The organism is Agromyces sp. Soil535, from assembly GCF_001428255.1.
Lineage (GTDB): Bacteria > Actinomycetota > Actinomycetes > Actinomycetales > Microbacteriaceae > Agromyces.
The window spans coordinates 34,495-57,002 of record NZ_LMRW01000006.1; the positions used below are offsets into that span (position 1 = coordinate 34,495).

A 22,508-nucleotide genomic window follows, 5' to 3' on the forward strand; every position below is an offset into this window, starting at 1 on the left:
CTCCGGGTGCGGCGGTCCGTTTGACAGCGGCGGCCTTGTAGGCCTGCTCGATGGACGGCCAGGCAAGGTATGCGGGCTGCGTGGTCACGTGGGTACGCCGGCGACGTCGAGCAGGTGGTCTCTGAGGTCGGCGCCACTGTCGAAGTTGTCGCGGTGGGCGAGGTGTTCGAGGTGGTCGGCGAGCCGGTCGCGGTTCAGGATGCCCCGGTCGACTGCGTCGCGGGTGGCGTCGGCGACGAGGGAGAGGTCGGTCCAGCTCTCCACGAGGTCAGCGATGGTGCGCGCGGCGGTGAGGGTTGGAACGCCGTCGACGGTCGTGATCTCGTCGGATGCGAGGTTGCGGATGCGGATGCGGATGTCCTCTCGGCGGGTGGACCGGCGGGTCGGGGCGATGAAGTCGAGGCGGTCGAGCCAGAGGTCGCCGATCCCGTGCAGGCGCGCGGCGGCGGCGCCTGCGACCACGACCCGCGGCTGTTGTCCAGTGCTCGACTGACCGGTCTTTGTGGGTTCGAGGCCGAGCCAGGCGGCGAGGATCTCCTCGTGCTCGTGCGAGGGGACGCCGGCGAGCCGGTAGGTGCCGTGCGCGAGGCGCTCGAGGGCGCCGGCCCGGGCCATGCGGGACAGCTGCAGCCGGGTCACACCGGCCTCTGCTGCCTGGGCGGTGGTCACCAGGCCCCACTGGATCTCGGCGATTGCGCCGAGCCGTCGCGTCACGTCCGCGAAACTCATACGTCAATTGTGTCTGTATTTGATACATTTGCGGTAGCTATCGATCTAGCTCGAGCACCCGGATAGACCCTTTCGGCAGCAGGGTGGTGCGTTGACCGGTTGAGATAGCGAGCGTTTGTGACTACGGCACAAGGGGCGGCTCAGGTGCCCTCTCCAAAGCAGTGAATAGCTCATCGAACTTCATGAACGTGCGCCCCCTCACCTGCTCCCAGCGCTCCTCGTGTGCGCGGATACCCCATAGGGCCATGAGCCTGCTCATGAATGCGTCCAGCACGGTTGTGAGCGCGAATAAGTAGGTCCGAGCGTTACGGATCGGGAGCCCCATGCTGAAAGCAGCGACCTGATCGGCCAATACGGTAGCCCTGCGCGAGCCGAGACCGCCGACCGTGCTTGACTCTCCGTGCGCTACGCCGGAGAGGTGGGAGTACATAGCTGCTGGCTTGTCGATTTCCGCTGCCACCATGATTGCCACCGCCAACGCCCTATAGCCCGGGACAGTTTCGGTCACACCCTCCACCTGGACGGTCGCCAGGTGAGTCCGCGCCTCGCCAAGCGGATCAGCAACAGCTTCTCCGCGGGCATGATCATCAAAAACTCGTACCGACGCGACGTCATTGCGCGCGGCGGTCTCCTGCTCCCTTACCGCCGTGGCGGCGGCACGATGCTCCATCTGTGCGGCGTCCGCAGAGTCAAGCAACCACCAACCTCGACCGAGTGTCTCGATGCAGCTGCGGGTGAGCGCTGCAATAGATGGGCCGAACTCCTCTTCCAGGCGAATCAGGCGGGCAAGGGCGTGGTAGTGATCGGAACCGGCAGCAAGAGCGACCGAAACATCAGTGAACGCTGTAGAACTCATGGATCGCCCGGCAAGGATCACACTCGCGCGAGAATCGGGAGCGGGCTCGCTCTCCCATAGGGCGGATCCAATCCTGCTCGCAGCGGTTCCGAGGTCAATGAGCGGCCGAGAGATCTGGTGGCGCATCTCTGGCGGCACCGTGTGGAAGAAGTCCATACCGCGCACCGTAGCGCGGTGAACTTCGATCCAGTCGCCCCGGGCGACGATCGTGGACTAAGGTTCGAACCGCTGTCGGGGATCATTGCCGTATGGCGGATGACCGTGAGAGCGCAACTGTTGTCGAGCTACCGGAGCTGGATGAGGTCCTCGACGAGCACCGGTTGGCGCTCGATCCTGGCCCGGCGGTGGGGGATGCCCGCGCATCTCACTGTGCTGTACCCGTGCGGCCGGGGAATCTGGATGACGCCATCCTAACGGGGTGACCAACGAGGCCGGCCGACTCTTCCCCGTGCCGGCCGACCTCTAGAGCTCGTTAGCCCTTGATGTTGCGAGGATCGTTCCCCTTGGGGATCGTGTCCTTGGCGCGGATCTGGCCATTCCTGCCGTGAATGTCCAGCTCACCACCGCCCGCATTGCGCACAATGTCGCGGCCGCGGTCTATCGCATCCGCCTGAGTGTCGTGGTGTGATGAAGCACGGGTCGCCCCTGGCTTCACAACATCCCACCCGCCATCGGAGTTAGGTACCACGTGTCGGTCGTTGTTGTTGCTCATGTCTCACCTCCTCTCGCGGAGTTCCGTCCCGCAATTGGTCCCACGAGTTGTGAAACAACTCACAGTCGACACGCTCGGTACCGGCAACCACTCAGCGAGCTGCCGCGTACAAGGCTCGATTGACGCGGCCGACTGGTCGTCAGCACATCCAGCGCAAGTGAGTATCGAGGCTCGAACCTGTTACTCACCGCGCCGTTCCCACAACCGGATCGATCTGTGGGACAGTCGTGGCAGTCGTCACTGTCGAGGTGCGCCAGCGTCCTATAGCGCGTTGGTGGTGCCGTCGATGATGACACGCAGACCATGTTCGAAGACATCGTCACTCGGGATTCCGCCGCTTTGCCGCATCGCATTCAGAAGTCCGCCTTTCGGCGCAACGAGCCGCGGGAATAGGCTCTGCGATATGAGCCAGTCAGTCGAGCCGTACCAGGCCAAAGCCGTCGTCGGCGATTCGGCGACGTGCCCAGGCGGCCAATGCCAGTTCACGTTTCCGACGGTTCCCGCCGGCAAGCGTCTGCTGATCACGAGTGTTTCGGCCCAGCTCGGCCGGACCCACGACACCATCGTCCTGGAAGGCAACGGAGTGTCGTACTTCGTGACGAAGACCCACCCCGACCTCGGCAATGTGACCGCGCCGGTTAGCCTCTATTACGAAGCCGGAAGCACTCCCACAGCGCGTGTCTTCGCGCCCGATACAACACAGCACACGTCTCTGATCATCACGCTCGTCGGCGAACTGCACGGCGTGTAGCGGGGCGCACGTTGCGTGGACCGACCTAGTCGTCGGAGTGATCGTCGACCGGCCGCACGCTCGCGCACTCGTGCGCGCGCAGACCGCAGCGGCCGCGGACGACGCACAGGAGGCCGACACCCTGGCGGGCTCACTGCACCGCGACAGGATCGCGTTCGCACGCGTTGGCCCCCTTTCGCGCCATGCCCGGATGCGGATCCCCACGGCTGCTCCACCCAGACTGCGCCTGGTCGCATTTCTGGCGGCGCAGCTGGCCTCGCGAATTCCACCCTGTTGCCTCATGTCAATACCTCCGGCGCGGGGCAACGACCCGCAGCACGCGGAGGTTTCTGATGAGTCAACGCGCCCACTTATGCCTCGCGTGCCCCGACCGCTAAGCTTGGCCAACTTACGAATCGAGGCGCGTTGTGACCGAACCGTCGTCCGCTCTCGACGCGAAGGTGTGGCTGCCGATCGCCGCTCTCGTCCTCGGTGCGGTGAGCATCTTCTTCAATCCGTACTTGCTGGTGTCGGCGATCGCAATCGTGCTGGGCATCATCGCCATGGTCGGCGTGCGTCGGGCAGGCAATCAGCGCACGTACCGACTCATCGCCATTCTGGGCATCGTCGCAGGAGCAATCGGAGCGGTGTCGGTGATCGTCAGCAATACGATCAGCGCACTGTAATTGCGATCAGAAACAGCTGAGCGGCCTTCATCGTGTCAAGCCCACGGTGTCAAACAAGATGCGCTTGGGTTCCGATCCTCCTGCCGCAGGGGGATCCGCTTGCGCTCGACGCAACTGGAGCTGTGCGACCTCCCGATACGCAACCGACCGAGTTCGCGCACCGTTGTCGTCACGCAGTCAGTCGGGTGGGTTGGCTTCAAGCGCGATGATCTCTTGAACGATCGCACGGGCGGCGGTGAGGAAGGGTCGGTTTTCTGTTGGTCGATAACCCGCGTCGCGGTCAGTGGAAACGATCCTCTTCAAGTGGTCACCCTGGGTGTATTCGTGCGCGACTACCCACAGGTCCGCGAGCGTCAAGATGGTCGCTGCTGACCCGGTCCAGTCGGTGAGACCGTGGCGAATGATGCCGCGCTCGTTCTCGTTCGTCTCGAAGACAGCCAGGTGGTAGGTCATGCCGGCGTGGGTCGCATCGCTTAGGGCACCGTAAAGCGGCCCTGCCTCAGGGCAGAGTGCGGTGAGCTTCCCGATGGTCTTTTGAGGCTGGACCCGCGCCATCTGATCGTCCTGGGTGAAACCCGCGACTGCGACCGCCCAGGCGATTTGCTCGAGCACGTGGCGAGCTACCGAGTCAGCCTCGTAACGCAGCCGAAGCTGGTACAACAAGTGCGCGGCGAACATTGAGAACTTGAGTCGCTGGAGCGCGACGGCTCCCGCGTACATCCCGAGAGTCAGGGAAGCGTCCGGGTTGGTCTCGAGCGAATCGAGTGAATCCTCCACATGCCGCTGCGCCACGCGATACGCGTGCACATACCTGGACCGCGCAGGCTGCGCGGTATCGTGGCTTTTGAACTGGTGATCTTCGTAATCTCTTCGGACTTTATCGATGCTCTTGACGCCCAGCGACGTCGCAATCGCTACAGCGCGAAGATTCTCGGACAAGCCGCTGTCGTGGTCGAAACGTCGGTCGTACAGGATTGTGCCCGCGCCCAACGATGAAATAACAGCGAGATCTTCGAGAGTTTGAAACAACGCGGAAGCGTGCATTTGTGGGATCGATTCGGATCCAAACTGAAACTCGGCCACGTGTGAACGCTACTGGGTCTCGGTCATCCGGAAAGTCCCAATGCCAGTCGGGCTTGGCTCGCCTCAAGGCCAGAGCGACAGCCCTTGGCCTTGAGTTCGCATCTGCGCGGAGTCCGCAAGCGGATCCCGATGCGGGCGCCGCCTCTGGATCATCGGTTCGCAGGTAGTGGCTCGATGACGCCCCGGGTTTCAGCCAGCGGCAGCCTGCATCACGGCTGCCAGGAACGCGGCGGCCTCGACTTCTGAGACTCCCTCCGGCGCCGTGATCCAAGCGAGGTTCACGCCGTCGGTGGCCGTGATGCGCGCGGAGCCATCATCCTCCTGTTGCACGACCGCCGCGACGGCGCCGTCGACCACGATCGGTGCCGTGTCGGTCAGCCTGTCGATCGCCCAGCCCGCCCCGGGCATGAGCTCCGTCACGAAGCGATGCGAGTTCGACCAGTTGCAGCGCAACTCGCCCACGGTCACGGTGGCGGCAGGCACACCGGGACCGACCAAGCCCGTGAGTGTGGTTCCGGAAACGGCCCCGCTTTCGCCGGGGTATTTCTCCGCCACGCCGGCACTGAGAGCCCCGCACTGCATCGGTTTCCACATGCCGGCAGGAAAGGCGACCGGCGTCGCCGGATGATCGGTCGCTCGCTCCTCGACGATCGCTGCGAGCCCGTCGATGCTGTCAGTCGGGAAGAGGCCGGTGCCTCTCTCGACCTGGAAGACCCCGGCAAGCCAGTACCCGGCGACCACTCGGCCGAAATAGCACGCTCCCTCCGTGCCGACGTCGTTCTGGCCCCAACAATAGGGCTGGCCGCCCGGGTACGAGTACTCTGCGATCGCGGCCTCGAGGCCTTCTGCAGGGATCACGGTCAAGGCGACGTACCACGCATAGTCGCCACCGCCCCATCCGCAGGCGAGCCCGCCCAACACCTCGACGGCCGAGGCGCGCCCGCTGGATTGGACAGACAGCGGAGTCACGTCCGCACCGACCAGGTCTTCGATCTCCGCTTCAGTGACCATGGAATCGCAGTCACCCGCGAACGCGAATGACGGTTGCTCGCCGGGTGCCAGGGTTGCCGCCGCGGTTGCACCGAGTGCAACTGGCGTCGTCGCCGGTTCGCCGGCGACCGGCGAACTGGCGCATGCCGCCAAGAACAACGCGGCGGCCGCCGCAGCGACGAGCGACGGAAGACGTGGCATGTCGAAGAACGTATCGTCCCGAAGGACGTGGCGGAAGCACCAGCCGGTTCCGCGGTCGCAGTCGAGGCGCTCGAGCACGGATCGAGACGTGCGCTCCCAGATGCGGATCCCTCACCGGGTTGGGCGGTGCCTAGAGCAATACGCTGTGCGATCATCAACCTCATGAGCGAGCAACTGCCGCCCGCGATCGCCGCGGAGGTGCGCGGAATGTACGAGTTCCGAATGGGAGTACATCGCGTGGGTTTGGTGCTAGCGAATGGCATGCAGGTCAACGACGTGCTCGTCTCGGCCGGTCGAGTCACTCGTGCGCTCGGCCATGAGCATGTGCCATTCGATGCCTCTCATGTCGTGGAGGTCGTGGACCAATCCACCCGTGCACTCCCTCCGGGCGCCTACCCGGCAGACGCAGACTGACCGGCGCCACCCTGGCCGAACACGCGGTGCTTTGACCGGCTGAGACCGCCAACGATTGCCGAGCCCGGAACACGGACCCGCCGGGGCGACGAGCAGGCCAGTTGTTGCGTTGCGCGATCCCTTTCATGCATACGCGGCCTTCCGTTATCGGACCTGCGACCGCGGATGCGGTGTCTGCGTCGGCGGCGTCGCCGTCGGGCAGGTTGCCCGACGTGGCCGCGCGTTTGACGCCGATCCACAAGGGGCGCAGGACCGGCTCCTGTCCCCGCGTCCTCACGGACGAACGCGGATGATCGTCTTCCCCGTGCGTCGCTCTGTCGGGTTGAAGGCGGCGACGGCGTCGTCGAGGGTCGAAACGTTACCGATGTTCGTCCGCAGTCGTCCGTCCCGCACCCGCTGGACGATCTCACTCAGTTGGGCACGATCGGACTCGACAACGAAGTCGACCGCCAGGCCGTCGGCGGGCCGCGCCTCGGGCGGTCCGACGACGGTCACCAGTGTTCCTCCGGCTCGAATCAGGCTTGCGGACCTCTTCCCGATGTCGCCGCCGATGACATCGAAGACCAGATCGACTTCGCCGACGTCTTCGAGGACGTCGTTCTCGAGGTCGATGAACTCCTGCGCCCCGAAGTCGAGCGCCCTCTGACGGTCGGTGGCGCGTCCGGTGCCGATGACGTAGGCGCCGGCCTCTCGTGCGAGTTGCGTCACCATCGACCCGACTGCGCCGGCCGCGCCGTGCACGAGGACACTCTGCCCCGCCTGAAGACGGCCGTGCTCGAACAGTCCCTGCCACGCGGTCAGGCCCGAGATCGGCAGGCTCGCGCCCACGGTGAAGTCGACGTCGCCCGGCAGCGGCGCGAGGTTGCGTGCCTCGACGGCCGCGTACTCCGCCAGGGTGCCGTCTCGTGTCCAGTCCGTGAGGCCGAATACCCGCTGTCCCACCGAGAGCCCCGTCGTGCCATAGCCGAGGGCGGTGACCACTCCGGCCAGCTCGTGCCCAGGGATCGACGGTGTTCGGTCGCGGTCGAGGCGATCGGTCCAGGTCGAGGGCCATGTCAGCTCAGTCGGGACGAATCCCGACGCATGAACTTGAACAACGACGTCGTTGATCGCCGGTTTCGGCTCGGGCAGCTCCATCAGCGTCATCCCGGCCGTTCCCGCAGCCTGATCAGTTACCACAATCGCCTTCATCCGGCACCTCCTTGTATCCAGTCCGCTTGGGGAGCCGCCGGCACGGCCGCACGGTCCTGACTCATTCCTACCGAGGACGAAATGTAATATCGACTCCAATCAGGGGGATGCGTGACGTCTCCGCTGGAAACGTCTCTCAATGGGGCCATCGGACACCTGCGAACGTTCGCCGTTTAGCCTCGCGCCTTCATGGACGGCGTTCGGCGGGTCGGTGCCCGGCCAAGCAGCTCATCGCCACCGCGGGACGGTATCCCCCGGTACCCACTGAATCCCCCGGTGCCCGCCGACCGATGCCTCAGCGGGCGACGACGTAACTCGGGTCAAGTCACCGGCGCGCTTGCGTCACCTCGGCTGACCAACGACGTGCGGCGGGGCGCCACAACAAGATGGTGGCGGAGCCCACAACCAACACGCCCAGAGCGAGGAATACGTAGCCGGCCACCAAGCCAACGACGTTCGCTGCAATGACGAGCAGAGCGGTCCATCGCGGCCACACCATCCCGTGCCACGCGCCCAGGGCAATGCTCACTTGAGCTATGCCGACGGCGGTGATTATGAGAAGCAACGACAGCGAGCCCGGCGCGAGGTTCCCGATCGCGCCGAAGACGAGTGTGCCCATGAGCGGAATCAAGAAGAAGCCACCGCCTGCGGCCATTAACCCGCTTGCCCACGTGGTCTGCGACGGTCGTTGTTGCATCGCGTAGGTCACCTCGAACTTCATTTGGCCCCCAGCTGAACGTCACGCGTGCGGATACAGAAATGTAGCGCGTGCATGGTGCAGACGGTGGAGGGCGACAGCCCGAAGTGATCCCACAAGCCATCGTCGTACGGACGCGCATCGACCCTCGCAGCGTGCGGGATATTCCATGCAGGTGGCACGGAGAAGGGGCGCCGCGGATCGTTACCGGCCGGGATCGGGCAGGCTGAGGAGTGTCTACCTACCAGGCCGAAGGTGCAGGGCACCACCGGGGACTAATTTGCGACTCGCACTGCGGGAGGCATCCAAGACCCGTCGAGGATCGACGGGGCGTCGTCCTTCGGCCAGTAGAGCCGCAGGAAGAGCGCGAAAGGGCCGCTGGGGGACGGCAGCCAGTTGGCCTCATTGTCCTTGCCGGGTGAGTCGTGCTGTATGTGGAGGTCGAGGGAGCCGTCGTCGTTGAAGGTGAAGTCGTCTCGCTGGCTCAGGTTGACTCGGTCCAGCGGGTTGGGCACGAAGAAGCCTTCGCTGTCGTACATGGTCAGCGACCAGAAGCCGTTGACTGGCGGCAGCTGCCCGCTGGCGAAGTGGAGCACGTAGGTGTTGGCGCCGTTCAGCGCGTTCCCGTCGGCGTCCACCCTGGTCAACGGGTAAACAGCATCCTCGGGTCGATTCCAGCCCGGGCCCTGCCAGTTGAGGAGCGCCCTGTGCAGGTAGTCGGTGCCGTAGACCCCGGTGGGGAACGAGGTCACCCAGCCGTTCCGGATTCTTCCCGCGTTCGGCGCATGGGCCTTCATCGCTGTCAGGGCGGTTTGGGGTGCCTGCGCCAGTCCCTTGGCGACGGTCGGGTCGAGCGCGCTGACGTCCCAGTCCTCGCCCGGCACAAGCCCGATCTGCGCCATCTTGGCGACCATCGGGGCATCGGTCGTCGTCGGCGGATTGTGCTTCAGAAGACTCGCCAAGAGCTTGAAGTACGCCGCGGCATCCATGTTCATGACTTGCGTTGTCGTCGAGGTCGTCATGTCGATGTCGGAGTTGACTTCGCCCCTGGGCGGAGTGAACTCGCCGCCGTAGGCACTCAGCGGAACCAAGGCGACCCCGTCCTGGAAGGCGTGCACCCTTTCGTAGTCCTCCGGCGTGCCGGTGGTGTAGATGCGGCCAAGGATCCAGACCAGGTTGGTGGCCGATCGGTACTGGATGACTCCCGCGGGCAGGTCACCCGTCCAGTTCGGGCCGGTGATGGCGTACGTCTGGCGCCCGGTGCCCGTCGAGCGAGTGCCGGGGGCTTGAAACACCTGGCTCCAGCCGTCCAGCAGCCCCATCACGAAGTAGCGGCCCTCAGCGTCTGGAATGTCGAGTATGTAGGGTTCTTTGCCGAGATCCAGCCACGCCACGGAGTACAGCGTGTCGGCATTGGCGCCCGGCACGTCCCGGTACGTCACGGGAGGAAATTCCCGCGCATGGGCGAACTGTCCCATCGGCGCGCGCATACCGGCGGGCTCGGTCGTGTTCGTCGTCACCCGCCGGGTCATTTCCAACGTCACCAACGCGTAGCCGTAGACATAGACCTCCGCACCGACCTCGGCAGCCTGCTCTTCACTGAGCTCACGTTGGGACTTCATAGCTCGCTTCCGTTCGTTTGAAGAGGGTTCTCAACGTTCAGAGACGCGATGCGGGTCCGTTCCATCTGCCACCTGATCCGCCGCACCGCCGGAACGCAAACCCGGGGCAGACCCCCCCACCGCTGGCGCTCAGACTACTCGCGGCATGCGACTCGCGGAACGAAACTCTGTATGCCGGGTGGTGCAGTCCGCAACACGGTCCCGCGGCGCACCGCGGCCTCTGTCCGGCGTCGACGTGAGAACTCTCGGTGCCATGCTTCCCGCATGACCCGCCCGCAGCCGGCGCCCGGTGACGGGGCGCTGAACGATACAGCTCAACGAAGGAACGCAGGAGCGGATATCTCATACCCCGCGCACGGTTCAGAGAAGGACCCCACTGAAGTCGCGGCAGCCGTATGGGTGTCCGTGGCCGAAGTGGACCGCCGGCTTCGTTCCGGGGTCATGGCAGTACCCTGGGCAGCACGGCTCGACGCGCGATGGGCCCCGACCCTGCGAGCCATCGACACGATAGACGATCGGCTAACGAGCGTCTCCACAATGCCGGCCCGCCGGCGAGCACGAGTCCCCAGCTCTGGTCGCAGAACCCGGCGGTGGCGGTGCGATCGTTTCGCGCCGGGTCATCGCAAGCACGGATTGCTCAGGCCCTCGGGCTCAAGCTCGAGCTGAAGGACCGCAGCTGACTGCGGAGCGGTTGCCCAGGCCATCACTCAGGAGTAGCGCTCACGGAGGCACCTTCCTGCTTCCGGTCGCGTTCTCGCTGCGCAATTGGCCGTATGCGATCTCCAGCCTTCGCCGTAGTTGGCGATTCTCGTCTTGGAGCTTCTTGTTGCGCGTGGTCAGCGCCTCGATGCGGGTCAGCAGCGAGGCTGCGCTTGCCCGTTGGTCGGTCGGGGTTCCTGCAGGGCGGCCCGTGTTCTTCTGCTGCAGGCTCCGCGCGGCCGTGATCAGGTCGCGCTGGGAGTAGATGTAAGCGCGAGAAACCGACGCGGCGCGCGCCAGCTGGGTGATGCTCAGACATTGACCGTCTTGGTTTGCCTGGTTGATGACCGCGATGACACGAGCGCGGGCCTGCTCACCCCGCCTGGCGGCAGCCTCGAGGACGTGTTGCCTGTTGTCAGCTCGCATGCGCTGGGCGCTCCTGCTCGTCCGTTGTGGGCTGTCCCCCGACCACGATCTGTGCCGGTGCGCAGCTCTTGCAAGCGTCAATGATCCTGGTGAGGTTGCCGGCGATCTGGCGGTTCTTCTCTGCGATCCGTGCGTGGCCGGCGGCCTCGGACTTCTCTATGAGCGTCAGCGTCGTGCGCAGCTGGGTCTCGTGCTGGGGCAGGAACTCCGGAGTGGTGATGAACAGGGGGCAGGTCAGGCACGGGTTCGCGTGCGCGCAGTCGCTCTGAACCGGCATGCCGCAGTAGCCATTGGGTAGTGTCTGCTTCGCCCGGGCGATCCCGGTGCGAAGCCACTGCGCCGCCGCCAGTGGATGACTGCCGTCGAGCTCGACCTCGTTTCCCTCGGCGTTGATCTTTCGCGCCTTCTCCCACGCGCGTCGCACCGTCCTGTCGTGTAGGCGGGCATAGTGGCTGGTCATCTCCGGGGACGAGTGATCCATCAACTGCTGGACGATGTGCTGAGGCACGTCGTTGTTGATCAGCCGTGTGCCGAAGGTGTGCCGGAACTGATGTGGGGTTACCCGCACCGGCTGGCCGTGCTCGTCGGTCAAGGCGAGCTGGCCGAGCCATTCCTGGACCGCGTGCCGGAACCCGCCGGCGGTCGTCGCCCGCGTGCCGTCGATGTTCGCCGTGCGGCCGGGGAACATCTTCGTCGCGGTGCCACCCGAGTACCGGTCTTCCACCTCGCGGCGCTGCTGGCGAAGCCGCTCGGCGAGCTCGTCGTCGACGGGGGCGTAGGCGTCGCGTTTCATCTTGTGGTTGAGGTAATGCAGGTACGGGTTGCCCTCGTCGTCCTGAACCAGGCATTCCAGACCCAGGTGCACGGCGTCCCCGGCGCGCAGGCCGCAGCGGATCATCAGCTCGAGGATTACCCGGTAGGCGGGATCGCGCATTGTGGCGAGGCTCTCGGGCGTTTCAATCTGCGCCATCACAAACTCACTAATCGCGCGCCCCGGCATGTGCCGGGTGTCGCGCGGGACGTCGTCGCCGTGCAACATAGTCGAGGCTGGCAGCTCCGGCGCCCACTGGAACTGGTGAATGGTGCGCAGGAAAGTGCGGATCGCGTACAGGACAGCCGTGCGAGTGCGGTCGACCGGGAACCGGATCGCCGCTTGCGCCATCCACGCCTCGATATGCCCGCGGCCGAACTCCGCCGCGGAAGCCGGCGGCGTGGAGCCCGCCTCCAGGCACGAGCTCAAGTGCTGCAACGCCATCATGTCCAACCCCGTGGTCGTGACCGAGATCCCGAGGGCCAGCCGGTGGCGCAGCCACCGCTTGGCGAGCTCGCGCAGCCACGGCTGCCTGATCGGCACGAAGTCGAGTGTCCGCTTCGGGTACTCGGGATACCCGATGTAGGCGAGCCGCCACTCGTCGCGCGGATACTCGCGGTCCCAGCCCATCCCATTCAGCAGAACATCGAGCTCGTTCCAGCCCCACCTGAAGAACATTGCCGCGTAGTTGTTGATCCCGGTAGCCCGCCCACTGGCGGTTCCGATGCGGCTGACCCACTCGGAGGCAGGCACGTCGAGAATGCTCGTTTCATCCGCCTCGCGCAACGCCCGCATTGCGATGTTCCACCCATAGAGGTCCGTGCGCTTCGTGCCGCGATCCACCCAGGACTGGAAGACGTACTGAACCTCCAGCGCAAGTCGTGGCGGCAGATTGCTCAGGTTGAGGACCGGGATGCTCGTGCGCTCCACATACCCCACGAAATCCTCGAGCGTGGCGTCCGGGCGGGATTTACGGAAACCGTCCCACCGTTTCTGATCGGACGAGCAGAACGGCAGGTTGCCGTGCCGCCACACCTCGCATCGCGGGATCGTGCACGTGAGCGGCGGATCGGCCACGTGAATCGGGGAAATCATCGCCGCCCACTCCGCGGCCTGCGCATCCGGGCGCTCAGTGCGCCAGCGTTTCACGTGCCGGGCGCACAGACCGTGTCCGGATCTGCCGTACTCGCAGCCCTGCACGAGGCACGGCCGGGGTGCAGTGTGTGGCGAGGCGGTCGTGACCCATTCCTCCCACACGGCCCCGGCTTGTTGTGCGTGGAACCACCTCAGTGAGTGCGCTCCACACATATTGCGACGCGACCACGCCGTCTGGGCACAGCCCGGGATGTCGCAGTGCCCGAATTTGAACAGCCTGTTGCCCGGGGGCGGGACCAACAGCGGTGTCCGGTACTCGGGTCGGACCGCAGCGGCCAGAGCGGCCATCGCCGCATCCACGGGCGTCAGCATCCTCTCGGGCATACTCATCTACAGCTCCTCCTCATTGATGTTCGCCCAGGCCTTATCGAACCATCCGGCGGCGATCAGCGCGTCCCGGGCGTCCGCGGCGGTCAGGTGGCCATACGTGCCCAACGTGGTCTGAATACTCGCGTGGCCCAGCAGCTTCTGCACGACCGCCCAATCAGCTCCGCGGCGAATCAGCTCGGTCGCATATGTGTGCCGCAGATGGTGCGGGGTGAAGCCGCTCAGCCCGGTCGCCCGGCGCAACCGCAGCACCAGCGATCGGACGCTCGAGTACTGCAACGCGTGCCCGCGCGGCCCAGCCCACAGGTTCACGAAGACGTAATCGGAGTCGACCAGGCCGTACTCGTCGTCCATGTACGCGGCGTACATCGAGAACAACTCCGGGTTCACCGGCACACTCCGCGGCTTCCAGCCCTTCACCCGTGCCCCGTTAGCGTTCTGCCGCGGCTCGATGTCTACCGCCTGTCGAACCATGCTCAAGTCGCTATGCCGAAGCCCCAGCAGCTCTCCCACCCGCATCCCAGTCTCGAACAACACCGTCAACAGGAACCGGTCTCTCAACCGTGTGCAGGAGTCGAGCAGCCGATTCAGGTCGTCACGGATAACGACCTGAGGAAGCGGGGCAAGCGCCGCCCGCAGCCGGATCTCCCGCCGCGCGGCGCCGCGCTCCGCGTGTGCGAGGAAGCCCTTGAAGCCGCCGCGACGCGATCCCGAAGACCACTGCGACAACGTCAGCTCCACCCCAGGATCCGAGCGGCTGTGGAATTCGTAGAATGCCGAGGCAGCCGCCAGCTTGCGCTGCAATGTTCGCTCCGAAACCGCGCTACCGACCCCCGGGAGAACCGGAATCCCCGAGTTGCGCAGGTGCCGGGGAACCCGCAGCCATGCAACCCATTCCCCGATGTCGCGAAGCTGCAGCGACCGCCAATCCAGGTCGCCGTCACCGAGCCACGCGAACAGATCCTGGAGGTCGTGAGCGTAAGCCTTGACAGTGTTCGGCGAATAGTTCAGATGATCCAGGTGCGCTAGGAACGACTCCGCCGGGTCCACCGGGCGATCGTCGAGCCCGAGAAGAGTAAACGACCTTCGCCCGGACACACCAGAGACCAACGCCTGCACCGGCACTTGACCACCACCCTCACGTCGATGACAGCCACGTTGACTGTCAATCACGCAGCGAGAGCGACACCATTCCGTGCGTTGATCTCGTCGTTGACACAAGTGATACTGCACCAGATAAGCCCAGCCAGGAGCGGAAGCGTGCAGAGCTTCACGAGGGCGTCCTGCGCGGTGTTCGCGTGGATCGTGGACATGCCGGGCAACCCCGAGTTCAGCGCGATGAGCAGGTCGAGGCTCTCGGCCTCGCGCACCTCGCCCACGATCAGCCTGTCGGGCCGCATGCGCAGGGCCTCCTTGATGAGACGGCGCAGTGTGATCTCCCCCGTGCCCTCGAGGCTTGGCTGCCGGCACTGCATCGACACCAGGTCACGCACGTCGAGGTTGAGTTCGAACGTCTCCTCGACCGTGACGACGCGATCGTCGACGCGCGCCGCCGACATGAGCGCATTCAGCATCGTCGTCTTGCCCGTGTGCGTCGCGCCGGACACGAGGATGTTCGCGCCCGCGAGCACGCTCATGCGCAGGAACTCCGCTGCCTGCCGGGTGACCGAGCCGAGCTCGACGAGCTGGGCGAGCGAGCGGATGCTGCGCTGGAACTTTCGGATGTTCACCGCCCAGTGCGCACGCGTGACATCGGGGATGGCGACGTGCAGTCGCGAGCCGTCGGGCAGCGACGCGTCGACGAAGGGCGAGGAGAGGTCGACGCGCCGACCGGAGTGCTGCAGCATCCGCTCGACGAGCTCACGGACCTCGCGGTCGGAGAGCACGACCGTCGTAAGCTCGGCAACGCCGTCGCGGGCGACGAACACGCGCGTGGGGGCGTTGATCCAGATCTCCTCGACCGTCGGGTCGTCGAAGTACGGCTGGAGCAGCCCGTAGCCGGTGATCGCGGCGAGCACGTCGCGTGCGGTGCCCGCCTCGTCGCCGAGCTGGGCGTGGGCGCCGCCGAGAGCGCGCTCGCTGTAGCGGCGGATCTCCTCGTGCGCGTACCGCGCGGCCACCGAGCCATCGGCTGCGAGGTCGACCCCCTCGCGCAACACCCTCGTGCGCACGCGGTCGGCGATCGTGCGCACGGGGTCGGTCATGGCCTCAATACTGGAGTGCCGCGGATGCCACGCCGTGGACTTATCCACAGCTGTGGATGCCGCGACGAACACGGTGGGCAGCGTGCGGGACTGTCGAGGAATCGTCGCCGACGACTAGACTCCTCCCCGTGTCGAGCACACGCGAGCGACGCATGATTCTTCCTCCTCGCTGGTTCGTGCGCGTGGCTTGGCGTGTACACCGCGGCTTGTACCGCGTCACCGGCGGACGAGTCGGGCTCCGGCGCCCGAAACCCAAGGACTACGGCACGATCCATCTGACCACCACCGGGCGGCGAAGCGGCCGCGAACGCGGTGTGATCCTAGGCTACTTCGAAGACGGTCCGAACCTCGTCACCATGGCCATGAACGGCTGGGCAGACCCCGAGCCGGCATGGTGGCTCAATCTGCAGGCCCATCCGGATGCGAAAGTGGTCGTCCCCGACGGCACGCGCCTCGTGCATGCCCGCGCTGCGCGGGGAGACGAACGATCGCGTTTGTGGTCCACGTGGCGCGAGATCGACACGGGGCTCGACGACTTCGCCGCTCTGCGGTCGTCCGAGACCGCAGTGGTGATCCTGGAGCCACGGCCTGATCCGGTGCTCTGACCTCGCCGGGCTGCTCTGCGGCGAAGATGTGCAGGTACCACTCGCCCGGCTCGCCGTCGGGCGTGGTCGTTCTCGTCCACACGTCGCCCGCGAAGTTGTTCTTCCAGCGCGTCGGCAGGCCGTCGCCGTCGGGGCCCGCGCCCGGGTGAAACCAGAACCGCTTGCGCCTCCGACCCCGGCTCGGCGGCAAGCGCCTCCGTGAACCACGGATGGCGATCCGACACGTGGTTCGACACAACATCGATGATCGTGCGGATGCCCCGCTCCCGCGCCTCGGCGATCAGCCGCTCCGCATGCGCCTGCGTGCCGAACGCGGGGTCGATGTCGCGGTAGTCCTCGTAGACCACGGCGGTGCGCGACTATTCGGCGGTCATCGGCTCGTGCACGTCGGGCGCGCCGACCCGGGCGTCGGCGATTGCGGTCGGGTGAGGCATCCGCTCACCCCTTCAGGCCCGAGTGCGCGAGGCCCTCGACGAACTGCTTCTGTGCGATGAGGAACACCACGAGCACGGGCACCACCGTCATGGTCGCGGCCGCGAGCTGGGTGTTCCACATCTCGCCGCCGTAGGCGTCGGTATAGCGGGTGAGCGCCTGCGGCAGGGTGAACAGCTCGGGCGAAGTGAGGTAAACGGTCGGCTCGAGGTAGAGGTTCCACGACGCGAGGAAGGTGAGGATCGCCACCGCGGAGAGCGCAGGCTTCGCGAGCGGCAGGAAGATGCGCCACCAGATGCCCACGCGGCCGAGGCCGTCGAGCCGGGCCGCCTCTTCGAGCTCGCCGGGCAGCGAGATGAAGAACTGCCGCATCACGAACGTCGCGAGCACGCACGGCGCCGCGAGCGCCGTGACGAGGATGAGCGGCCAGTGCGTGTTGATGAGCCCGACCTGCTTGAACATCTGGAAGAGCGGCACGATCGTGACCTCGCCGGGCACGAGCAGCCCGATGAGCACCACGAGGAACAGCAGGTTCCGCCCCGGGAAGCGGATGCGTGCGAAGGCGTAGCCCGCGAGGCTCGAGACCAGCATCGTGATGAGCGTGACGAGCACGGCGATGTAGACGCTGTTGAAGTACTGCTGCGCGAACGGCTGGAACGTGAACGCCTCGGCGTAGGCCGCCCACGTCGGCGAGTCCGTGAAGATCGTCGGCGGCGAGGCGAAGATCTCGCTGAGCGGCTTGAACGACGAGGCGATCATCCACACCGTCGGCACCACGAAGGGCGCTGCGAGCACGATGAGGGCGACGTACAGGATGACCCGACGTACGACGGCGGCGCCGGGGCGCGGTACCTTTCGTTGCGTCACGCCGGTCGGCGGCGGGCTGGCCCTCACGCCGGTTGCGCCGGCGGTGCCCGCGGCGCCGGACGTCACGCGCGATGTGCCTGACGTCGGAGGAGCGGTGTCAGTCTTCATAGAACACCCACTTTCTGCGGAGCTGCCACTGGAGCACGGTGAGCAGCATCACGAAGGTCAGGAGCATGAGAGCGAGGGTCGAGCCGTAGCCGATGTTGTTGAAGTCGAACGCCTGCTGGAACACGTAGTAGACGAGCACCGTGGTCGAGAGTCCCGGCCCGCCCTGCGTGAGCACGGCGATCTGGGCGAACGCCTGCAGCGCGCCGACGATCGTGATGATCGCCGTGAGCAGCAGCGTCGGCGAGATGAGCGGCAGGGTGATGCGCGTGAACATCGTGCTGTTGCGGGCGCCGTCGATGCGCGCCGCCTCGTAGAGCTCGCCCGGCACGCCCTGCAGTGCCGAGAGGAAGAGCACCATGTTGATGCCGACGCTGCGCACGACCTGGGTGACGATGACGGCCGCCATCGCTGTCGGCCCCTCCTGCAGCCAGTTCGGGCCGACGACACCGAACTGTGCGAGGAAGCCGTTGATGCCGCCGTTGTCCTGGAGGAGGAAGCCCCAGACGAGCGTCCACGCCACGACCGAGACCACGACCGGCGAGAAGAACAGGGTGCGGAACAGCGTCACCCCGCGGAATCGGCGGTTCAGCATCACGGCGAGCGCGAGGCCGAGCGCGATGTTCAGCGCGACCACGCCGCCCGAGAAGATCGCCGTGGCGCCGAGCACGCTCGGCAACTGCGGGTCTTCGAGGAGCGCGGCGTAATGGTCGCCGCCGACGAACTGCAGCTCGCCGGTGAAGATGTTCCAGTCGTTGAGGCTGTAGTAGATCGCGAGACCCACCGGGATGAGCACGAAGACGAGCACGCCGATGAGCTGCGGCGAGATGAAGAGGTAGCCGGTGAGGGCGTCTCGCCGGGCCATCGTCCAGAGACGACCGGCGCGCTTCGAGGTCGACGGGGGCGGGGCATCCGTCGCCGCACCCCGAGGGGCATCCGCGGATGCCCCTCGGGTCGTCGGGCGTGTCGTCGTCATGGTCACTTCGCGAGCAGCGGGTCGATCGCCGTGCAGACCGAGGAGAGCACCGACTCCACGTCGGCGTCGGGGGTCCACATCGCGTCGAGCGCGGTCTTCGCCTTCTGGGCGATCTCGGCCGGGCTCGTGTGGTTCGGCAGGGTCACGGCGTCGGAGATCTGGTCGACGACGACGGTCTGCAGCTGCTCGGCCGTGAGCTTGGTGTTGACCTCGGCGAGCTTCTCGCCCGTGAGCAGCGACTCGCGGGGCGGCGGGAAGAACTGCGCGAGCTTCGCGGCGTTCTCGGGGTTCGTGAGGAACGCGAGGAAGTCGGTGGCCTCCTGCACGTGTGCGCTCGACTCGAGCACGCCGACGCCGGCCTGACCGATCACCGAGTACGTGCCCTCCGGACCCGCGGGCAGCGGGTAGACGGCATACTCGAACGAGCCGTCGAGCAGCGACGCGCGGGAGACCTGCGCGATCGTGAACGCCGAGTCGCCGGCGAAGAAGTCGGCGGTGGTGCCTGGGCCCGGCATCGACTTGTCGACGTAGATCGCATCGTGCAGGAACTGGAACGCCTTGACCATCTCGTCGCTGTCGAACGTGCACTCCGTGCCGTCTTCATTCCACGCCGAGGCGCCCCAGCCGGTCCACACCGTTGCGAGGGTGTTCCACGACGCGTAGTTGAAGTCGCGGATCACGAAGCCGCCCTTGCCGGTGGCCGCGTTCGCGGCCGAGCCGACCGCCGACACCTGGTCCCAGGTGAGGTTGTCGGTGTCGAGCGTCTGGCCGGCCTCGGCGAGCAGGCTCTCGTTCACGTAGAGCGCGAACGGCGAGTTCGAGAACGGGTAGGCGTAGAGCTGGTCGTCGGCGGTGAACTCCGCGGTGACGCTGCCGAGCAGGTCGTCGTAGTCCCAGCCCTTCGTCTCGCTGAGCGTGTCGGTCAGCGGCACGAGGGCATCTGACGCGATGAGGTCCTTCGACAGGTCGCCCATCCATGCGAGGTCGGGCGAGTTGCCACCCGCGATCTGCGTCGTGAGCGTGGTGTTGTAGTCGGCGAACGGAAGGCTCTCGAACGTGATCGACTTGATCTCGGGGTGGTCGGACTTGTACTCCTCGGCGATCGAGTCGAAGAGGGCCAGCTGGTCCTCATTCGACGTCCACACGGTCATGCGCAGGTCGACGCTGTTGGGCGGGGCGGTCGTGGCGACCGGGCCACCCGAGCCCGCGGATGCGCTGCATCCTGCGGCCGCCACCGCGATCGTGGTCGCCAGCGCAGCCAGGCCGACCAGCTTCGTTGCTGTGTTCATTCGCGTTCTTCCTCTAATATCCGATGATCTCGGGCCAATGGATTTCGATCCCCGCCTCGACGAGGCGGGCTTGGAACTGGCTGACCAGCTCCGGATCCGAGACGACGTCTCTCGGAAGCAGTGAGCGTTCGATGCAGAACGCGGCGAGCTCGCCGGCGGACTCGCCGACGTTCCACTCGACGGGATGCAGGCGATACGCGCCGTTCGTGATGTGAGTGGTGCCGATGTTCTTCGCCGCCGGCAGCAGGTTCTTCGTCGCGACGGGAACGAGCGCCCCGAGCGGGATCTCGAACGGTGCGCACTCGACGTCGATGTAGTTGTCGCCGCCGGTCGACGGGTGCAGATCGATGCGGTACATCCCGACCCCCACCGACTGCTCGAACCGCGCCGGGCCCGCATGGCCGCGCACCGCGACCGACACATCCTGCTCGCGCACGGTGGTGATTGCCCGGATGCGACGCGACTCGCGGATGTACGGTGCCTGTGCGAACCCGTCGTCGGTGCCGACGACGTCGCCGCGCAGCCGCAGCCCGGGCCATCCGGTGCCGCCGTCGGGCCGCGGGGCCTCGGTCTGCAGCCAGTGGAAGAACGAGCGCGACTGCTCCTTCGCCGCGGCGAGATGCGCCTCCCGCGTCGGCGTGTCGATGATCGAGCCGTCGAGATAGTCGAGCTGCGGCCAGTTGGCCAGCACGATGTCGCTGTCGTAGAACCCGGGCGCGAAGCTCTGCCGCGCCGCGATCCGGCGGAACTCCCACAGGTCGGTGTCGCCCGCGTCGAACCGCGGATCCTCGACCGCCCGCGGTGCGTCGAGGTCGGGGTTCACCCGCAAGGTGCGCACCTCGGGCTCGAGGGTGCGCGGGTTCGGCGCCGTGAACGAGAGCATGCCGTCGCCCCAGAACGACGGGGCGTACTCGCGCCAGTAGTCGTAGTCGCGCGGCCGCACGATGGTGTGGTCGGCGCCCTCCTCGTGATCGAAGGCGAAGCACCAGGCGATCGACTGCACGTTCGACGGGTCGGCGACCTGCGGCGCGCTCGGCTCGCCGGTCTCAGCTTGCGACTCGGCGCCGACGACGTAGGCGGTGCCGGTGAGCGGCAGCAGGTCGCCGGTCTCGGTGGCGTCGAGCACGATCGGCGCGATGACCTCGATCGTCTGCCCGCCCCGCACGTGCTCGAGCGTCACGGAGCCGACGAGCTCATCGTGCACGCCGGCGGCCACCGGAACGTACGGCTGCAGCACGGTCAGGCGGCCGCTCGAGAGGTAGGGCGCGAGCAGTTGCGTGATCACGGCGACGGCGACGCGCGGCTCGTGGCAGAGCTTGCTGACGCGGCCGAGGCCCGGGTTCAGCTGGGGGTCGCGCCGCGCGGCATCCGTCAGCGGGTAGGAATCGCGGTAGTACTGGCGGATGCCCTCGCGCAGGGCCCGGTAGCTCGCGGTCACGCCGAACTGCTCCACCCAGATGTGCTCGTCGGGCGGAACCGCCTGCGAGGTGAGCTGGCCGCCGAGCCACGGATGCTCCTCGCTCAGCACGACCGTGCGTCCTCGTCGCAGCGCCGCGAGCGCCGCGGCGACGCCGCCGAGCCCTCCACCGATGATCGCGACATCCGCCATCACCCGCCTCACTTGGCGGAAGTCCGCTCGACCAGGGTCTCGCCGAGCTCGACCATGCCCTGCAGCAACCGCTGCGTCTCGAGGTCGTCCCATTCCTCGGCGGGCGTCGTGACGAGCTGCTGCAGGAGGCTGAGCGCCTCGGCCGCAACCTGGAGGCGGAGTGTCTGGAAACCGGCGAGCGCCCGGCCGTTCACGCGGTGGTCGCGCACCTCGGCGAGGGCGGTGAGCGAGATCGCCGTCGGCACCTCGATGCCGGCGCCGGCGAGCACGTGGGCGACGTCCTCGGCGAGGAAGGCGTCTTCGGTGAAGATCACGGTGGCGCCGGCCTCGGCCGCGGCGCCGACCAACCCGGTGAGATCGCCGTCTTCGGCGGCGACCAGCGTGAACCGCAGGCCGCCCGACGCCGTCGACGCCTCGATCTGCTGCATGCGGTCGCGAGCCGTCGGGCTGTGCAGGTTGCGGTGCACGTAGAGCGCACTCGTGTGGCCCAGCGCGATTGCCCGTTCGATGAGCTCGGCCGTGAGGCTCACGTAGTCGATTCCGACGTACGGCACTTTCGCGGTGGTCTCGTCACGTCGACCGACCGCCACGAACGGGAACCGCTCGTCGACGAGTCGCTTGAGGTCGTCGCCGTCCATCTGCTGGCCGAGCAGGATGCATCCGTCGGCGAGGCGCAGGCGGGTCTTGCGGTGGAAGAGGCTTCGCGTGCCGTTCTCGACCGGCGAGCTCGTGAAGAACAACAGGTCGCAGCCCACCTGCTCGGCCGCGCGTTCGAGCCCGTTGAGCAGCGGGCCGTAGAAGTCCATGCTCTCGGGCGACAGTGCCGGCTCGTAGGTGAAGACGCCCATGATCTGGTTGTCGAGGCCCGCGAGGCGGCGCGCGGCGGGGTCGGCCACGTAGGTCGACTGCTCGATCGCCTGCTTGACGCGCTCCCGGGTCGCCGCCGGGATCCGCACGTTGGAGCCGTCTCGGTCGTTCAGGACCATGGAGACCGTGGTCTGGCTGACGCCGGCGATGCGAGCGATCTCGCGTTGGGTGACGTTGCGCGTCTTCGGTGACATGCCGTGTTTCCAATCGAAGCTGATAATGCCT

The 22,508-nt window shown here is 66.5% G+C and carries 21 protein-coding genes and 1 pseudogene; 4 read left to right on the plus strand and 18 right to left on the minus strand.

Features of this window, described 5'->3' with window-relative positions; translation table 11 throughout:
* Window positions 1–84: 84 nt before the first annotated feature.
* The 3 genes from ASG80_RS07020 to ASG80_RS22840 form a co-directional block, all read right to left on the minus strand.
* On the minus strand, window positions 85–729 hold the full coding sequence (locus ASG80_RS07020) for a type IV toxin-antitoxin system AbiEi family antitoxin domain-containing protein (protein ID WP_056729463.1): 645 nt from the start codon (window positions 727–729) through the stop codon (window positions 85–87).
* 121 nt (window positions 730–850) lie between these two features.
* Entirely contained in the window at window positions 851–1,741 is an 891-nt protein-coding gene (locus tag ASG80_RS07025) for a hypothetical protein (protein WP_056729464.1), read from the minus strand.
* Between the two features lie 316 nt (window positions 1,742–2,057).
* Window positions 2,058–2,297, minus strand: a complete 240-nt coding sequence (locus ASG80_RS22840; protein ID WP_082589869.1) for a DUF2188 domain-containing protein — start codon at window positions 2,295–2,297, stop codon at window positions 2,058–2,060.
* A gap of 403 nt (window positions 2,298–2,700) precedes the next feature.
* On the opposite strand from ASG80_RS22840, the gene ASG80_RS07030 reads away from it, so the two are divergent.
* Together ASG80_RS07030 and ASG80_RS07035 are read left to right on the plus strand one after the other, a co-directional pair.
* A complete protein-coding gene (locus ASG80_RS07030; RefSeq protein ID WP_056729465.1) occupies window positions 2,701–3,048 on the plus strand; it encodes a hypothetical protein in 348 nt (115 codons plus the stop codon).
* 407 nt (window positions 3,049–3,455) lie between these two features.
* Window positions 3,456–3,713: a DUF4190 domain-containing protein gene (locus tag ASG80_RS07035; RefSeq protein ID WP_056729466.1), complete on the plus strand. Its 258-nt coding sequence runs from the start codon at window positions 3,456–3,458 to the stop codon at window positions 3,711–3,713.
* A gap of 177 nt (window positions 3,714–3,890) precedes the next feature.
* Here the strand turns inward: ASG80_RS07035 and ASG80_RS07040 are convergent, their stop codons facing one another.
* Window positions 3,891–4,796 (minus strand): hypothetical protein, encoded by a 906-nt coding sequence (locus ASG80_RS07040; RefSeq protein ID WP_156401701.1) that lies wholly within the window; start codon window positions 4,794–4,796, stop codon window positions 3,891–3,893.
* Window positions 4,797–4,985: 189 nt separating this feature from the next.
* Complete coding sequence (locus tag ASG80_RS07045; protein ID WP_056729468.1) at window positions 4,986–6,065, minus strand: hypothetical protein; 1,080 nt, start codon at window positions 6,063–6,065, stop codon at window positions 4,986–4,988.
* 84 nt (window positions 6,066–6,149) lie between these two features.
* Between ASG80_RS07045 and ASG80_RS23455 the strand changes: the two genes are divergently transcribed.
* Entirely contained in the window at window positions 6,150–6,401 is a 252-nt protein-coding gene (locus ASG80_RS23455; protein ID WP_156401702.1) for a hypothetical protein, read from the plus strand.
* 273 nt (window positions 6,402–6,674) lie between these two features.
* On the opposite strand, the gene ASG80_RS07050 is transcribed toward ASG80_RS23455, so the two are convergent.
* The 7 genes from ASG80_RS07050 to ASG80_RS07080 all read right to left on the minus strand — a co-directional run bounded on the left by ASG80_RS07050 (window position 6,675) and on the right by ASG80_RS07080 (window position 15,533).
* A complete protein-coding gene (locus ASG80_RS07050; RefSeq protein WP_056729469.1) occupies window positions 6,675–7,592 on the minus strand; it encodes an NADP-dependent oxidoreductase in 918 nt (305 codons plus the stop codon).
* Between the two features lie 325 nt (window positions 7,593–7,917).
* Window positions 7,918–8,313, minus strand: a complete 396-nt coding sequence (locus ASG80_RS07055; protein ID WP_056729470.1) for a hypothetical protein — start codon at window positions 8,311–8,313, stop codon at window positions 7,918–7,920.
* Between the two features lie 251 nt (window positions 8,314–8,564).
* A complete protein-coding gene (locus ASG80_RS07060) occupies window positions 8,565–9,911 on the minus strand; it encodes a DUF1254 domain-containing protein (protein ID WP_056729471.1) in 1,347 nt (448 codons plus the stop codon).
* Between the two features lie 720 nt (window positions 9,912–10,631).
* Window positions 10,632–11,036, minus strand: a complete 405-nt coding sequence (locus ASG80_RS07065) for a DUF6262 family protein (RefSeq protein WP_056729472.1) — start codon at window positions 11,034–11,036, stop codon at window positions 10,632–10,634.
* Window positions 11,026–13,332 (minus strand): tyrosine-type recombinase/integrase, encoded by a 2,307-nt coding sequence (locus tag ASG80_RS07070; protein WP_056729473.1) that lies wholly within the window; start codon window positions 13,330–13,332, stop codon window positions 11,026–11,028. The genes ASG80_RS07065 and ASG80_RS07070 overlap by 11 nt, the downstream gene beginning before the upstream one ends.
* Window positions 13,333–14,379, minus strand: a complete 1,047-nt coding sequence (locus tag ASG80_RS07075) for a tyrosine-type recombinase/integrase (RefSeq protein ID WP_235508220.1) — start codon at window positions 14,377–14,379, stop codon at window positions 13,333–13,335.
* A gap of 119 nt (window positions 14,380–14,498) precedes the next feature.
* Entirely contained in the window at window positions 14,499–15,533 is a 1,035-nt protein-coding gene (locus ASG80_RS07080; protein ID WP_082589871.1) for an ATPase, T2SS/T4P/T4SS family, read from the minus strand.
* Between the two features lie 128 nt (window positions 15,534–15,661).
* On the opposite strand from ASG80_RS07080, the gene ASG80_RS07085 reads away from it, so the two are divergent.
* Window positions 15,662–16,138: a nitroreductase/quinone reductase family protein gene (locus ASG80_RS07085; RefSeq protein WP_235508221.1), complete on the plus strand. Its 477-nt coding sequence runs from the start codon at window positions 15,662–15,664 to the stop codon at window positions 16,136–16,138.
* Between the two features lie 7 nt (window positions 16,139–16,145).
* Here the strand turns inward: ASG80_RS07085 and ASG80_RS22845 are convergent.
* The 6 genes and pseudogenes from ASG80_RS22845 to ASG80_RS07110 all read right to left on the minus strand — a co-directional run.
* Window positions 16,146–16,473 (minus strand): annotated as a pseudogene (locus ASG80_RS22845) (alpha-amylase family glycosyl hydrolase); the annotation flags it as partial.
* A gap of 103 nt (window positions 16,474–16,576) precedes the next feature.
* Window positions 16,577–17,545, minus strand: coding sequence for a carbohydrate ABC transporter permease (locus ASG80_RS07090; protein ID WP_082589873.1), 969 nt, complete (start codon window positions 17,543–17,545; stop codon window positions 16,577–16,579).
* Entirely contained in the window at window positions 17,535–18,518 is a 984-nt protein-coding gene (locus tag ASG80_RS07095; protein ID WP_082589875.1) for a carbohydrate ABC transporter permease, read from the minus strand. The genes ASG80_RS07090 and ASG80_RS07095 overlap by 11 nt, the downstream gene beginning before the upstream one ends.
* A 2-nt stretch (window positions 18,519–18,520) precedes the next feature.
* The gene (locus tag ASG80_RS07100) at window positions 18,521–19,807 is read right to left on the minus strand and encodes a sugar ABC transporter substrate-binding protein (RefSeq protein WP_056729476.1); all 1,287 of its coding nucleotides are present in this window, start codon (window positions 19,805–19,807) and stop codon (window positions 18,521–18,523) included.
* Between the two features lie 13 nt (window positions 19,808–19,820).
* On the minus strand, window positions 19,821–21,416 hold the full coding sequence (locus ASG80_RS07105; RefSeq protein WP_200952518.1) for an FAD-dependent oxidoreductase: 1,596 nt from the start codon (window positions 21,414–21,416) through the stop codon (window positions 19,821–19,823).
* A gap of 8 nt (window positions 21,417–21,424) precedes the next feature.
* Window positions 21,425–22,477, minus strand: a complete 1,053-nt coding sequence (locus tag ASG80_RS07110; protein ID WP_056729478.1) for a LacI family DNA-binding transcriptional regulator — start codon at window positions 22,475–22,477, stop codon at window positions 21,425–21,427.
* Window positions 22,478–22,508: the final 31 nt, after the last annotated feature.